We start from the raw sequence: 14,957 nt of genomic DNA, 5'->3' as shown, positions 1-14,957 counted from the left end.
CCCTGCGCTGGCGACACACCTCAAGAGACGCACATGAGAAAGTCCACTGCTGCTACGCTGTGCCTTCTGTTGTCACCGTGGGCGACCGGCTGCGGAACTGTGCCCGACGTGAACGACCCTGGCGCGCCTTGCGAGGGCACCTCGTGTGATGACGAGCCGCCCCCGGAGTCGGTCTGCATCGAGCACGTCGCCGCCCGTATCGTCGACGACGGCTGCGGCGTGTTCGTCGCTGGAAACTACGGTGGCGGCGACGACAGGAACCCCGGCACGAAGGCGAAGCCGGTGTACACCGTCGCGCGTGCCATCGAGCTCGCGCGCGCTGGACGAGGGCGCGTGTTCCTCTGCAACGACATCTTCGAGGAGGAGCCGATCACGTTGCCTTCTGGCGTGGACATCCTCGGCGGCTTCAACTGCCGGAAATGGGTGCCCGACTCCACGCGCCCGCGGTCCACGCTATATTACAGGCAGTTCTACGATACCCTGATGACGATCGAGCCCGCGGGCCCCGACGACCAGGGGGCAGCGGACGGCGTCTCGACGCTCGCCGATCTCGATTTCCACACGTCAGCCACGATCGGCGTGATCGCTCAGTCCAACACGGCGGTGGAGATCCTGCGGAGCGAGATCCGCGTACTCAGCGGAAGGGGAGGCAGCGATGGCGAGAAGTGGCCCTTCTACAGCCCCCCCGACGGACAGGACGGCACGTTCGCCGCGGAGGCGTGCTCGGCGGCCATCGTCGCCGGCGGGGCTGCCGCCGTGAACCGGTGCGAGAGCGGGCTCACGAGCATCGGCGGCAAGGGAGGGGACGGGCTGGCCGACAGCGCCGAGGATGGAGGCGACGGTGAGCCCGTCCCGGAGCGACAACCATCGCCCTCGGGCATCGGTGGTACGGCGGAGCAGGAGAATGTCCGCTGCTACGACGGGTCCGACGGGGGCCCCGGGGCTCCGGGAACACAGGGCGCCCCCGGCGAGGGCATCGGGCGCCTCACCGAGAGAGGATGGGAGGGCGACACGGGGGCCGAGGGGAGTTGGGGCACGCCGGGTCAAGGCGGGGGCGGGGGCGGCGGTCGTCGCGGCGGACTCGCCGTGTGCGGCGTGGCCTCCAACGGAGGCGCGGGAGGAGGCTCGGGCGGGGCCGGCGGTTGTGGTGGCCGAGGGGGCCGCGGGGGAGCGAATGGACATCCGGCGATCGGCGTCGTCGCGCTTCACGCCCGCTTGACCGTGCGCGACAGCGCGATCATCACGGGTCCCGGCGGCACGGGCGGCGACGGCGGGCCGCCCCAGGAGGGCGGCAGAGGCGGCAGAGGCGCACCGGGCGCCGCCCTGCTAGACGTCTTTCAGGCCTGCATGGGGGGCCGCGGCGGCCAGGGAGGGCCTGGCGGCTACGGCGGACCGGGGCGCGGCGGCGACTCGATCGGCGTCGCCTACCTCGACGACGATCAGCTCACGCTCGAGGGCGTCACCTTCGAGATCGGACAGCCGGGCCAGGGCGGCACGAGCTGGAACTACGATGGCAGCACGACGGTGGGGGAGAGCGGCGAGGCCCACGAGACGCTTAGGTTTCCCGAATAGCCGAAGTCACGTCCTGGGAGAGCGGCACGGACTCCACGACGGCTGCCACGATTGCAGGAGGGCGGGCAGCGAAACGAACCGCCGTGACGCCAAGAAACCGTGGGAGTAGGAGGGGACATGCCGGGATCGCCCCCTCGGCTCTCCTCTTGGCGATCTCGGCGGCTTTTCTGCTGTTCGGAGCGACTTCCAGCAGTGGTGCTACGACGACGCCACGGGCTCCGAGTTCACGGGCCAACTCGCCAGGAAGCTCGAGGCCCAGGCGACCATGGCGGCCGGCGGCTCGCCTTCACCGTCCCACGAAGCGACCAGCGCTTCGAGCTCACGGGTGGCAGCTTCAAACTCGCGCTTCGCAGCGATGCCCCATGGAGTCATCGGCGGGTCGAGGAGCACGCGAATCTTCGCGAGCGCGTCGATCAACTCGTCCTTGCGAAGGACTCCATCCGTCTCCACCACGCGGTAGCAGGAACCGCTCTGCATCTCTGGCATCAGGGGCCACACGATGCAGTAGAGCGCCGCGAGCACCGTGAGCACCGCGATGAGCGACTGCGTCAGGTTGCTCGCTTCGATCTGGACGCCGGGTGCCGGCTCATCGGACGGCGATGGCTCCACCCACCTGTGCTGGTCCGTGAACAGGCAGTCGTAGAGTCTAGCCTCCCCGGGGAGGCGCAGGCCCGGCATCACATCGGGCACGAGCACGGTGCCGATCTCCGGCGGCATGCGTTCGCACCCGAAGGTCGCTTCGATATCGCCGGAAATCCACTCCGCGCATGGCTGTTCATCGGGCAACAGATCGAAGGTGGCGTATTCCCTCCTGACGATGGCGAACTTTCGTCCATCGTCAGGACGAGCGACGAACCGCGGATCGAACGGGCTGCGCGGAACGATAAAATGGAACCCGAGAAACTTGACCGAGAACGAGTCCCTCGTTCGCTTCACGATATCGATCGCGCGTTCGCTATGGACGATGTAGTACGGGACCAGAAAGCTCACATGGAACCACAGCTTTCGCCCCGTAGACTCCGGCATGTCGATCGAAAAAGAGTAACAGGCGTCGCAGCCTCCGGCGGGGAGATGCAGCGAGTGGTTCATGAACCTACCAGGGAATCCGTCTCGGATGCGACGCCGCAGGTCGCGCCATCGGTCGCTCTTCGATGCCTGGATCCGCGCGCGCACCAGCCTGTCGTGCTCTTCGGTCTCCATGCATCGCTGGACGTCGATATCGCCGTCATCCATCATCCCAACCCCACGGGGATAGTATCGATAGACGATATCGAGCAGCTCATCAATGCTGTGCTTCATAGACTCTCCATCCTTGGACCGATGTGTCTGCATCATCCATCCAGCAGCGGGCTCTACAACAGGCGGACAGCGGCGCGGATCTCCACGACGTCTAGGAGGAAGCTCCGGGCCTCCGGTCGAACGGTCAACTCGCCAGGAACCTGGAAGCCCAAGCGACCATGGAGGCTGGCGGCTCGCCTTCACCATCCGGTGCCAGCCTGAAGCCACCCGAAGTTAATTCCGGCGTTCAGCTCGGATGCGTCTGCCTGCACCGGAACGACACTGAGGACGAGCGAGCACTCATGCGCGAGTGCGATCACCACGTGGCGGCACGCCCGTACAGGGGCGTTCTGGAAGTACGGGCGCCTCGTCCGCTTTCGCGTGACTGTCAGCGCCCCCTCAAGGGATTGCAGAAGAAGTCCCGAACCCGAGGTCGCCCTCCCCGAGCCATGTCAAACTGGCCCCGGCTGGGGCGAGCATGGTTAGGATTTGCGGCACAGTCCAGCACCCCGCGAGGAACGCTTGTAACTCGTCGACGCCGCAAAAATACCGAGAATACGGAATATCGAATCCGTCAATCTCAACCAGTGCACGAAAGTCCCCACCCGGAGCTGGATCTCGCTCTGGAAGCCAGACACGAACGACGACATCGTGAACGTCGCTCGATCCGGCCAGTGTCATTTGGAGCGTGCGCGTCAACGCTCTGGTGGTCGCATGAGCGCTCATTGATCAGTCCTTGCATCTCTTGATGCATTCAGCATAAGCATTATTGCACGCTTCCCAGCATCTCCGACGAGCCGGCTTATCCGCCTCAGGGAGTTTGCGACATTCCGCCTCGCAAGCTTCCGCCCTTTCCTCGCAAATCTTCAGACAAGGGCTGTTTTCGCATCTTTCTCGACAGCTACGATACTTCACATAGGCGCTATCACCGCATGCCCTTCGCTGCGCTTCGCTCTCAGGTTTGCCACATGCGACAGAATCAGCCTCGTAGTCCACCTGGCACTTCTCGTGGCATGGGCTCTGGGTCACGATGTTGCAGACGGGAGAAGACGGATCCATGTCCTGCGGCTCCAGTGGCGGTACGGGCCCGAAGCCTCCGGACCCCGTCGAGCCGAAGCCGTAGCCGCCGACACCTGTCGCGGTTATGATGATACCGCCGACACCTCCCTCGCCCTCACTTCGGAGGTAGCAGTCTCCGACATCGAAGTTGCATCCCATCAAACAGAAACATAGAACAGTCACCAACTTGTTCATTTTGACTCCCCACCAAACCTCCAAATAGGCCCAGCGGTAACCATCACGACCCAGCCATCAGGAAGAACAAGGCTACTCCCGCCAGCCCAGTCTACATTGACGCTTACGGACGCGCCCAGACGCCCAGCAACGAACCAGTCGGATTGTGCGCGGCCACCTGGAGCAAGTCCCATAACACGGTCACAGATCATGATCCCGCACACGGGCATCGAATAGAACGAAAGGGACGGCCCAAGACTGACATTGCCTGTCTTCGTGACGTAACCAAGAGTGAGTGCCGTTCGATCGTAGACGCCTACACGTGTGCCTGGGACGATGCTGAGCATGTTGTGCACTTCGATGCGGAAATCCTTCTCTCTGCGCCAGAGCCATCCGACGAAAGGACTCACCGCAAGTCTTGGCTCGGTCCCGATCTGGATCCCACCCACACTCACGCCTCCGGTGACCTCGATGGCTTGTGCCGGCGCCGGGACAACGACGAGCCCACAAGCGCAGAGCACGAAGACCTTGCCGTGTGTGCAGATAGACATGGCGGAAGCCCGGGTCAGATCGCCTCGCACACTGTGGGGATGCGGACGATTTTCCGGACCGGTGGCGTGGACGTCAAAGAGAAAATCGGCCAGTCGGACTCAACTGGAGGCATCGACCGTCCCGGGCGCGCGCGGGTGCGCATTCGGCCAACCACTGGGGTGTTCGTCAACCACTTGGCAGGCGAACGGCCCTCGCCCAGAAATCCGCTGCGCCTCGCACGATGGCGCTTGACGATGGCAGCGGCACCGTGCTCCCGGCATGCGCTTCGGCCTCTACGACCGGAGCGGCGGAGAGGGGCCGCGCCGATCGGCTCCGGCCCCATGTGCTCGACGGCGGCCGCGCCGAGTTCCTCCTCGTCGAGCTGCTCTATGGTGAACGACCACAGCCCCGAGCGCGTGCGCCAGGCGCAGCGATCCGAAGCCTCGCCCTTGACGACCCGCGACCCCCAGCACCGGCACGGGTGCGCGCCCATGGCCCCATACAGCTCCCCCGGCCTCCCCGCGCTTGCCGCCGCAGGTGCCGGGCACAGTAACCAACCATTCGGAACCACTCAGGATTATTTCTGCGTCTCCGAATCGTTTCTCCCTTGCAGGGCGCATCGCCGAAGACGCGGCGACGCAGGGCTCAGGGCGAACGGCTCTCGCGGCCTGCATTCCGCTCGACGAGGGCTCCCAGCAGCTCGAGACCCTCGTCGAGCTCCTCGTCCGCCACGTTGCCATAACCGATCACCAGCGCGTCGCCATCGCTCGACGGCTCGGCCCGGAACTCGTCCTCGGTCGAGATCCGCAGCCCCTCGGCGCTGCAGGCGTCGGCGAAGCGCGGGCCGAAGCGCCGCCCGCCGAAGCGCACGTGCAGGTGGAAGCCGGTCTCGCCGCCGCCGGTGCGGACCCGATCGCCGTACCGGGTCCCCAGGATGGCGAGGATCGCATCAAGCCGCGCGCGGTAGCGCCGCTTCATCGCGAACGAAGACGTGGCGCTCGAGGTGGCCCTCCTCGATGAAGCGGGCCAGCGTCCGCTGGTGCGGGATGGAGCCCCGGAGGTTGGTGCGCCGCACCAGGTCCTCGATCGGGCCGACGAGGTGGGGCGGGGCGATGAGGTAGCCGACGCGCACGAAGGGCGCGAGGCACTTCGAGAACGTCCCCAGGTAGACGACGCGCTCGGCGTCGAGCGAGGCGAGCGGCGGGACGGGATGGCTGCCCCCGAGACGCTGGCGTGCGGCGCCCGCACGGGCAGCGCGGCGGCGCACGTCCCGTGGCCGGCGCGGGTCTCGAAATAGCCCGCGCTGGTGAGCTGCTCGTAGGCGTCCGTCACCAGCCGCCGGGAGATACCCAGCTCCGCCGCGAGCTGGCGCGAGGGTGGGAGCCTGGCGCCGGGCGCGAGCTCGCCGGCGACGACCGCTCTGCGCAGCCCGTCCGCCAGCTGGAGCGCCAGGGAGCGCCGCGAGGCGCGATCGAGCACGATGCCGAACACGGCATGTCGGTGATCATCTCGTCCCGCGTCGGGTCGGTAAAGATCGCGGCCACGTGATCGCCGGCGTTCACCGCCGGCGCCTGCGCCGCCGCGGGGGGAAGTTGGCGAGCTCGTCTCGAGCTCTCGCCGGGCGGCGCCGCACGAGCTCGGCCAGATTGGCGGAGGCGCTCCACCCTCGACCAGGTGGACATCGAGGGCCCCGAGCTCGCCGACGTCCACCTCGACCCCGCGGCTCCCCGCGTGCTCAACCAGGCCGCGGCACCGGCGCGCGTTCGGGGACCTCGCCGGCGGTGTGGCCGAACTCGAACCGGTAGACGGCGACGGCCCCGAGCTCGCCGACGCTGAGCACCGGTGTCCGTCACCAGCGCCCGCCGTCTCCCTCGCCCTTCGCGGCCGCTCCAGGTAGACACCGGCGAGGCCGCCGCGTTCGCGAGCTCAGACGTCAAGGCGAAAGGAGGAGCGGAGTGAAGTACCATCAACAATAGCCAACCTGTTCATTTCGACTTCACCTCGAATCTCCAAGTTGGTCCAGTGGTCAACGTCACGACCATACTTCCAGGGAGAACGCGACTACTGCCGCCCGCCCAGTCCACATGGACGCTGGTGGACACGCCCAAGGGCCCGGCGAAGTACCAGTCGGACTGGGCGCGGCCGCCTGGAGCAACCCCCACTACGCGGTACAGATCACGGCACCACACACCGGCATCGAGTAGATCGCCAGGGACGGCCCGAGACTGGTGGTGGTTGTCTTGGTGGCATACCCAAGAGTGACCGCCGTTCGATCGTAGACCCCGATACCTGCCCCTGGAACAATGCTGAGCATGTTGCGGACTTCGAGCCGGAGGTCCCCCTCGCTGCGCCAGAGCCATCCGGCGAAGGGGCTCACGGCAAACCTGGGTTCGGTCCCGATCTGGATCCCGCCCACGCTCACGCCGCCGTTGAACTCGAGTGCTTGGGCCGGTGCCGGAACCACGACGAGCGCACCGACGTAGAGCAAGCCGATCTTGCCGAGTAAGCGTATGGACATGGTGGGAGCCCTGGCCGAGCCGCGACAGACGATATGAGAGCGCGCACGATCTTTCTGGGCATGACGTGGGCGTCAAAGAGAAATTCGGCGAGCATATCCCCATGCTCTGGGGTCGACGCGTCCCGGACGGCCGCACCGCCGCGGCGAAGGGCTATGTAGCGCTCGCGCCCGCGCTCCTCGTCGCCAGCCGTCGTCGGCGTCCCCTTCGACCGCCGCGCCCTGCCGCGGAGGGGCTGCACCGAGCTCGCGCTCGATCTGCTCGTCGCTGGCGACGCGCCCGAACTCGACCAGGTGGACGGAGATCGCGCCGCGCTCGCCGATGTCCGTCCGCCTCGACCTCCGCACCCCGCCGTGGGGGCTGCGCCGCGCTCACGCTCGAGACCTCCCGCCCCGGGCGTCACAATGCGCCGAGCAGGCTCAAGGCGGCGCCGACGTGCGCCTCGACCTCCGATGGTCCGCGCCGAGCTCGGCCGCGACGATGTGCAACCCGCTGCGCTCAGCTCGAGCCCGGCTTCGGACCGGGGCGAGATTGACAAGCCGTAGCCGCAGGGACGCAATCCATGCCCTGAATCACAGTTGACGCCGCCCCTCCGCACACGCATCTGGAAAAGCTTGGAGCACGAACATGCGCCACAGGCTGAAATGGGAGGCGATCCCTGTTCTTATTCCTCTCGGTCTCACGGTGTGGGCGTGCAACTACGACGTGGGCGAGTGCTATCTTAGGGGGACGGAAGGCACAGGGGCCGGAGAACCATACCCACCGGGGTCAGCAGCTACGGGGGACTGGTTCGGGAACGGTGGCGACGTGGGGAGCGGCGCCACCGGGGAGATGGCAGGGTGCACGCCCGACAAGACATGCACAGACATGTTCGTGGCTTGCCAAGAGATCGGCGGCAAGTGCATCACGGGATATCCAGGCTGCGACAAATGGGGCCACACACCGTGTGAAAGTTGCCGCGACGCCTGCCAAAAGGAAACACAATACCCGCCAGCATGCAAATGCAGATCGTGCGGATTCAGATGATGAATGTTCCGATACAGGGCACAATACATGTTGCCGTTGGCAGGGTTGCCGGAGCGGCTCTAGCCAAGATTGCATCCCCGGTCGTGGCCGACGATGACAATCTCCTGCTGGGTCCATCAAGAGTCGTTCCGAAACGTCATCGCGCTGCGCGCGTTAGATACTGGGGGGGAGAGCCGTCTACCGATCTCAATGAAGAGCTTGCGCGTTCTGATGGGCCGCCGATCTGCGTGGCGCTTCCGCCGACACCAGGCGGCCTGATGAGCCTCTGTCGAATCTGTGCTTCCGTAGTCGAGCGCGGGCGTACGGTGTTCGTCGTTGATCTCAGCCCAGAGACCGCCGGAACATTTCCGCAAGGGCCCGGCCCAGGCATGGCTATATCCATCTATGTCGCGGATGCTCTGCTACGCAAGCCGCCCGTGGTCCAATGGTCGAAGCTCGAGACAACTTTCGCGGCTACGCTCTGGAAATTGTGGTGCCGCCGCTCGCCCGTTGCCTTTTCTAGGTTCTGTGCATCTGGGAGCATGTTCCACCCGCAGTTGGCCAACCTTGGGCGTTATCATGCCGGACTCTTTCCCCGACGGGCAGGCAATGGGCTATTACCGTCGCTCTTTGACGAGCTCCTCCTGCGACAGCTATCGCAAGAATGGCTCTCGCCAGTTAAAGTGTATGCCAACGCACTCAACGCCGGACCTGAGCTCGCTGCATGGTTTCCACACACGGGAGATCTGTACATTGCCAAACGGCTCAATGAGTGGCATCGCCATACGCGAGGCCGCATCATCGAACGTCGGAACGCGCATCACCCGAGACCTTCCGAGATGACGAGATGGTCCTTTCGATGGCGTGCGGGGAGCGAGGAGATCCTCGAGGCGCTGCCGAGCGTGCAAGCGGCCCCGCCTGTATCTATCGGAGGTGCTACCGCGTATGATCCTGACCACGTATGGGTATGCCAATTTGATGCACAAGGCACACCTTACCTGAGCCGATTTGGCGCCGCATCGTCGGGCGACAGGTTGGAATAGGGCGTATCGGATAGCGCCTGTGACGATGCGAAGTCCTTCGCCAGTGCGTCCGTTGCTGCTGGAACGCTTCTCCCCCTGGCTGTTCGTCAACCAACTGGTCGACGAACGGCCAGTCACCAGCGCCCGATGTACCCCTACCCTCGCGGCCGCTCCGTGCCCCAGCCAGGTGGCCACCGACGACCCCGAGCCCGAGCGCTCGGACGTCCACCTCGCCCCCGCGGCCGCTCCGCGCTCAGCTAGGCCGCGGCACCGGCCCGCGCTCGCGGACCTCACCGGCGACGTGGCCGATCTCGGCCGGGTGGACGGCGACGGACCCGAGCACGCGGCACTGAGCACCAGTGTCCAGTCATCAGCGCCCGATGTGGCCCTCGACCTTCGCGGCCGCTCCGCGCCCGGCGATGGATTCGACGACCCCCGAGCTCGCCGGCGTCCTCCTCGGCGTCGCGGCCGCCCCCGAGTTCGTGCTTGAGAACCTCGACGCCGCGGCCGCGCTATCTGCTAGGACGGCACGTAGGCCTCGCAGTCACTTATTCAGTGCCACCGCCATCCGGAGCTCTTCCTCCGTCTCGTTCGCCGTCCCTGCCCTCCCCTTCCTTTGCGCGTTCTCTCCGGAGTGATCATCCTATAGAACCTTACGCGATCTGCATCCCTCCTGGAAAAGTGACGCTGTATCAGCAACTTATTCATGCATCGAGGGGGCCGCTTTCGCTCCACAGCCTGCGGGGCCAAACGTACTGACGTGCGCCGAGCAGCGCTCGCATCGGCTTGCTGACGCTCAGGCCATGCCGAGCACGCGCAGGCGTCGCATCCAGGAGTATGCTATGCATGCAGGCCATGCGTCGCACGCCTCAGCACCCCCCTCCCCGCGTTCTCACGCTGGACGGGTTCGGCGCCGGGGGCTTGCCCTTGTGTGTCGTTCGCGTCCCACGACAAAGGCGGCCCACGCTGCCGCCCGGGCCGCTCGTCTCGACCTTCTTCATGGTCTTCGTGCTGACGGCGGGAAGGGGGCGAGGCCGTCATCTGGAGCAGGTCAATCTCCATGCCGGAGATATCCACCTCATCCCCGCGGGCGTGGAGCATCAGCCCCTTGATGTCGGCGACCTCGAGGGATGGATCGTGGGCTTTGATCCGACGCTGCTGAGCGCTCCGGAGCGGCTGCCGGGACGGCCACGAATCCGAGGCGATGCGAAGGACGCGCCGGTGCGCAGCCTCTTTCTCCGGGGACTGCTCCGGCTGCGACCCGGAGAGCCCCGGCGGCAGCGAATCGAGCGCCTGGTGGCCGAGATGGATACCGAGCTGCGAGAGGCCCAGTGGGGCGCGGACAACGCCGCGCTCGCATTGTTCACCCTCCTGATCACGGAGCTCATCCGCGAGCTTTCGGAGCGCGCGCCTCTGGCGTCGCCCATGCTCAGCGGGCTCGTGCAAGATGCGCTCAGGTTCATCGAGGCGCACTGTCTGGAGCCCCTCTCGCTTCAGGATGTCGCGTCGGCGGTCGGGCGCACGCCTTCGCACCTGGCCAACGCCATCCGCCGGGAGACAGGGCTGACGGTGGGGGACTGGCTGCGCGAGCATCGCGTAGCCGAGGCCCGGCGGCGGCTCCTGGAGACGGACGCGAGCATCGAGAGCATCGCAGACCAGGTTGGCTACGCCGACGTCACCCATTTCATTCGCACCTTCCGGCGCGCCCAAGGGATGACCCCCCGGGCCTTTCGCGATCAGCGCCGCCGCCCCGGGGCTTGAAGGCCCCGCCATCCGACCCCAATCCAGGCCGATCTCCGCCCCAAGCCACGCTCTGCCGGCGTGCGCCGTCGATGGCTAGAGTCAAAGCATCATGACGACTTCAGCATCCCTCGGGCGCCGCGTTCTGATCGTCGGACTTGGCATCGCCGGCATCGCCACGGCGCTGCGGCTGCACAGGGCCGGCTGGGAGCCCGTGATCATCGAGCGGGCCCCCGAGCGCCGCAAAGGCGGCTACTTCATTGCCCTCTTCGGCACGGGCCAGGCGTCCGCCAGGCGGCTCGGCGTGCTCGAGGCCATGGGCAACCGCAAGCACCCGCAAACCAAGACGTACGAGGTCGACCGGGCCAATCGTCGTCGCAAGGGCATGACCTTCGCCGACGTGCCCGGCGAGCCGCGCATGCTGCTGCGCGGCGACGTCGAGAATGCGTTGTTCAACGCGCTGCCGGAGCAGGTGGAGATCCGCTTCTCGACAGTCCCCACGGGGATGGATCCAGGAGATCGCGGCGTCGATGTCACGACGACCCACACGAAGACCGGCGAGACCGTGACCGAGCACTTCGACCTCGTGGTGGGGGCTGACGGAATGCGCTCGACCGTCCGGAAGCTCGTCTTCGGCCCGCACGAAGATTTCCTCTACCCGCTAAATTACATGATCGGGGCGGCCATCCTGAGCGAACCCGTCCGCGGCTATCACCTGCATGATGGGCTGGTCCTTGCCGAGGTCGGGCGGTCGGCGTGGGTATTCCCCTTCGCGGGCCACAACCCAGGCCTGCTCTTCTCCTACCGCGTGGACGACATCGATGCGCAGTTCCGGAGGACCCCCATCGAGTCGCTGCGCAGGGCTTACGGACCAGAACCGGCAGGGCCCGTGCTGAGCCAGCTCCTCGACGGTTTCGCGGCCGCAGACGAGTACCTGTTCGACTCGGTCAATCAGGTTCGCATGAATCGCTGGCACAAAGAGCGGGTCGTGCTGGTCGGCGACGCTGCGTGGTGCTTGACGCTGTATTCAGGGATGGGCGCTTCGACCGGCATGGCCGGGAGTGAGCTTCTGGGCAACATGCTGGAGAAGTACCCTGACGACGTGGGACGCGCGCTCGTCGCGTGGGAGGAGAAGCTGCGCCCGTTCATCACGAGCCTGCAGGCCGACGGGCTGAGAATGAGGGCGCTCTTCACACCGTCCGGGGGAGCTCAGCGGATCCTGCGCGCGGCGTTCGTCCGCCTCGCCAGCTCGCCCGTCACGCGCCCGATCCTCCGACGACTGACCATCAATGACCAGCTGAAGATGCGCGACATCGTCGCGCAGTAGGTCCCTCTGTCTCGCGTGTGGTCGTCGCCACCTCCAGCGACAACGCCGATCGCAGTGCCCCCGCCGACACCGCGGGATCTCGAGGGCCTGGATCCGCCGTGCGACCAGCATGCCGAGCGGGCCCTCCCTCTCGCGTCGGCGCAGTGCCTGCTGGTCCTCCTGGCTGAGCTGGAGCCCCGTGAACCTCGGCCTCGGCTGCTTTCGTTCTTCGCTCACGCCCCCAGACGCACGAGCCGGGCGAAACGGATCGTCAAAACCGAGGCGCGGCGCTAGGGGCAGGGCACCCCGCCGGCCGAGGCGACATTCGAGAGGCTCTGAGCGCAGGCGTTCACCAGATCTTGGGTGTCGAGCGTGACGAAGGCGTTGCCCACGTTGTTCGGGCCCACGACTCCGCACAGGGCCGGGTTGCCCGGGGTGCCAGGACTCTCCTCGACCGCGGAGCTGACGGCGATACCTCGCGAGCTACCGGTGTCTTTCAAGTAGAGGGAGACGGCGGTTAGCTGGCCCGAATAGTTGATGCACTGGGTACCGCTGACGACGAAGTCCAGCCATCCGGGCAGCGCCTCACACGGGCATACCGGCCCCGACGGCTGGCAAGTGCCGTCCTCGCAGGTGGAGCCCGCCGCGCACGAGCCGCAGGTGAGCGTGCCTCCGCAGCCGTCGGGGATGGTGCCGCAGGTGGCGCCCTGCGCCGCGCAGGTGGTGGGGACGCAGGCGGCCGTCTCGCAGTTCGCCCCCTCGTAGCCGGGCGCGCAGGAGCACGTGTAAGCGTTGGAGACGCTCAGGCACGTGCCGCCGTTCTGGCAGGGGTTGCTGCTTCCGGTGCAGGTGCCAGCGACGCAGGCATCCGTGACGGAGCAGCCGTCGCCGTCGCTGCAGGCCGTGCCATCGGCCACGGCGGGGTTGGAGCAGGTCCCGTCGGCCGGGTTGCAGGTGCCGGCGGCGTGACACTGGTCGGAGGCGGCGCACGTCACGCCGGCGCAGAGGTCGACGCACGTGCCGTTCTGGCTGATGAGCCCGTCGCAGCACTCCAGGGTAGCGTCGGTCGGCGCGCCCACGGGCAGGCAGCCGCCGCCCTGACAGGTCGGGTCGTAGGTCGGCGAGCTCGGGTCCGTGCTCGTGATGTAGTCGCCGGGGTGGCCGGCGTGGCCGTTGATGCACCCCTGCACGCTCGTCTTGATGATGGTGTACGGGTGGGTGGCAGAGCCCGTGAAGTGGCAGATCTGGACCTTGCCGTTGACGTCGAAGGTGTCGCACTGCGCGCCGGTCAGGGCGGAGTCGGCCGAGTCGCCGTGCTCGTCGTCCGTTTCGGCGCCGGTGCAGGCGCCGCCGAGCACCGCGAAGCCGCTCGCGCCGAGCAGCGAGACCAACAAACCGAGGCGACGAGGGGAGCTGAAATGCGTCATGAGTCCTGTCCTTTTCGCCGGCGCAGGAGCGTTCGGGTCACGCCGGGCGACGGCAAGGTGAGCCGCAGACCCCGCTGCCGCCACCTGGACCTTGAGCCAGCTTTCGGACGGGGTCTCGTCGTGGTAGGATGGAGTTTTTGCGAGTTTTTGCCGTCCCGCGCCCCGCCGCGGGGCGCCGGGACTGCGATGTCCAGCCCTCATGTCGAGCCCCCCTGGGTGAGCCCCAGGAACGTCCCCGTGCCCGGTGATGAAGATCAGCGGCAGGCGGCACCCGGACGCTCGCAGCGCCGCTTGCAGGGCGAGCCCGTCGAGCTCCGGCATCGCAAGGTCCACGATCACGCAGCCGGCCCGCGCCTCCGACGCCACCGACGAGAGAAACGCGCCCGCCCCGCCGAACGTCTCCACCTCGTAGCCCGACGCGTCGAGCAGCCGGGCCAGGCTCCGCAGCACCGCGCCGTCGTCGTCGATCACCACGACCTTGGCCGTCACGCCCGTCATCGCTCCTCCTCCTCCTCGCCCGGCAGCTCGTGGCGCACCACCACGCCGCCTCGAGGCGCGCGCGAAGCCCACAGCCGGCCGCCATGCGCCGCCGCGATCGACCGGCTGATGGAGAGCCCCAGGCCAAGCCCCGCCGGCTTCGTCGTGAAGAACGGCTCGAAGAACCGCTCCGGGTCGTCGCCTGCGCCCCCCTCGCCCGAGTCCTCCACCGCCAGCGCCACGCGGCCGCCGGCGCGCGCCGCCCGCACGATCACGCGCCAGCGCCCGTGCGGCGCCTCCGAGACGGCGTCGAGCGCGTTCGACATCAGGTTCAGCGCCACCTGCTGGAGCTGAACCGCATCGCCCCGCACGGCCGGCAGGTCGGTCGCGAGCTCCAGCACGATCGTCGCTCCGCGCAAGAGCGCGTCGTTGGCCGCGAGCCACGCCACCACGCGGGCCGCCTCGTTGAGGTCGCACCGCTCGATCTGCACCTCGCCTTTCTTCATCAGCGCGCGCGTCCGCCGCACCACCTGGCCGGCCCGCCGGGCGTCGGTGACGATTTCAGATGGCACCCGCTGATCCACTTCGTCCAGGTGTCGCGTACTTACGCGCCCCTCCCATGAAAGAACCGGATCGTCGAGGGGCTCCTGTCCATCAATGAGCGTGCTCGGCAACAGCGCCCCACGCGCAGCGATCCGAAGCCGCGCCCTTGACGACCCGCGACCACCACCACCGGCACGGGCGCGCGCCCATGGCCCCGTACAGCTCCCCCGGCCTCCCCGCGCTTGCCGCGCGTGCTGCCGGGCACAGAATACAACATGCCGGAATCATTCAGGATTGTTTTTGCGTC

At 67.1% G+C, this 14,957-nt stretch carries 10 protein-coding genes and 1 pseudogene; 3 read left to right on the top strand and 8 right to left on the bottom strand.

Translation table 11 applies throughout. The annotated features are described in order from the left end of the window. Positions 1-33 precede the first annotated feature (33 nt). Positions 34-1,572: a hypothetical protein gene (locus tag WMF24_RS01045; RefSeq protein ID WP_061605869.1), complete on the top strand. Its 1,539-nt coding sequence runs from the start codon at positions 34-36 to the stop codon at positions 1,570-1,572. A 198-nt stretch (positions 1,573-1,770) separates the two neighbouring features. Here the strand turns inward: WMF24_RS01045 and WMF24_RS01040 are convergent, their stop codons facing one another. The 6 genes and pseudogenes from WMF24_RS01040 to WMF24_RS01015 all read right to left on the bottom strand — a co-directional run bounded on the left by WMF24_RS01040 (position 1,771) and on the right by WMF24_RS01015 (position 7,132). Next, the gene (locus tag WMF24_RS01040) at positions 1,771-2,871 is read right to left on the bottom strand and encodes a hypothetical protein (RefSeq protein WP_437734463.1); all 1,101 of its coding nucleotides are present in this window, start codon (positions 2,869-2,871) and stop codon (positions 1,771-1,773) included. A 378-nt stretch (positions 2,872-3,249) separates the two neighbouring features. Beyond that, positions 3,250-3,576 carry a DUF6968 family protein gene (locus WMF24_RS01035; protein ID WP_420894953.1) on the bottom strand — a complete coding sequence of 109 codons (327 nt, stop codon included), beginning with the start codon at positions 3,574-3,576 and terminating at the stop codon, positions 3,250-3,252. Between the two features lie 1,683 nt (positions 3,577-5,259). Then, positions 5,260-5,592 (bottom strand): hypothetical protein, encoded by a 333-nt coding sequence (locus WMF24_RS01030; protein WP_437738964.1) that lies wholly within the window; start codon positions 5,590-5,592, stop codon positions 5,260-5,262. After that, the gene (locus WMF24_RS01025) at positions 5,564-5,881 is read right to left on the bottom strand and encodes a hypothetical protein (RefSeq protein WP_437738963.1); all 318 of its coding nucleotides are present in this window, start codon (positions 5,879-5,881) and stop codon (positions 5,564-5,566) included. The genes WMF24_RS01030 and WMF24_RS01025 overlap by 29 nt, the downstream gene beginning before the upstream one ends. Before the next feature lie 59 nt (positions 5,882-5,940). Beyond that, positions 5,941-6,093 (bottom strand): annotated as a pseudogene (locus tag WMF24_RS01020) (GntR family transcriptional regulator); the annotation flags it as partial. Positions 6,094-6,775: 682 nt separating this feature from the next. Beyond that, complete coding sequence (locus tag WMF24_RS01015) at positions 6,776-7,132, bottom strand: hypothetical protein (RefSeq protein ID WP_437734462.1); 357 nt, start codon at positions 7,130-7,132, stop codon at positions 6,776-6,778. A 3,024-nt stretch (positions 7,133-10,156) separates the two neighbouring features. On the opposite strand from WMF24_RS01015, the gene WMF24_RS01010 reads away from it, so the two are divergent. Together WMF24_RS01010 and WMF24_RS01005 are read left to right on the top strand one after the other, a co-directional pair. Then, positions 10,157-10,918: a helix-turn-helix domain-containing protein gene (locus tag WMF24_RS01010; protein WP_437734461.1), complete on the top strand. Its 762-nt coding sequence runs from the start codon at positions 10,157-10,159 to the stop codon at positions 10,916-10,918. Positions 10,919-11,009: 91 nt separating this feature from the next. Beyond that, complete coding sequence (locus tag WMF24_RS01005) at positions 11,010-12,224, top strand: FAD-dependent monooxygenase (RefSeq protein ID WP_437734460.1); 1,215 nt, start codon at positions 11,010-11,012, stop codon at positions 12,222-12,224. 269 nt (positions 12,225-12,493) lie between these two features. Here WMF24_RS01005 and WMF24_RS01000 read toward each other — a convergent pair whose 3' ends face one another. Together WMF24_RS01000 and WMF24_RS00995 are read right to left on the bottom strand one after the other, a co-directional pair. Then, positions 12,494-14,128, bottom strand: a complete 1,635-nt coding sequence (locus WMF24_RS01000) for a response regulator (RefSeq protein ID WP_437734459.1) — start codon at positions 14,126-14,128, stop codon at positions 12,494-12,496. Then, positions 14,125-14,781, bottom strand: a complete 657-nt coding sequence (locus WMF24_RS00995) for a sensor histidine kinase (RefSeq protein ID WP_437734458.1) — start codon at positions 14,779-14,781, stop codon at positions 14,125-14,127. The genes WMF24_RS01000 and WMF24_RS00995 overlap by 4 nt, the downstream gene beginning before the upstream one ends. Positions 14,782-14,957: the final 176 nt, after the last annotated feature.

Origin of the sequence: Sorangium sp. So ce1335 (genome assembly GCF_051521615.1) — a bacterium.
Lineage (GTDB): Bacteria > Myxococcota_A > Polyangia > Polyangiales > Polyangiaceae > Sorangium.
Note: the sequence above shows the minus strand (reverse complement) of the source record. Positions and strands in the feature narration are given on the sequence as shown.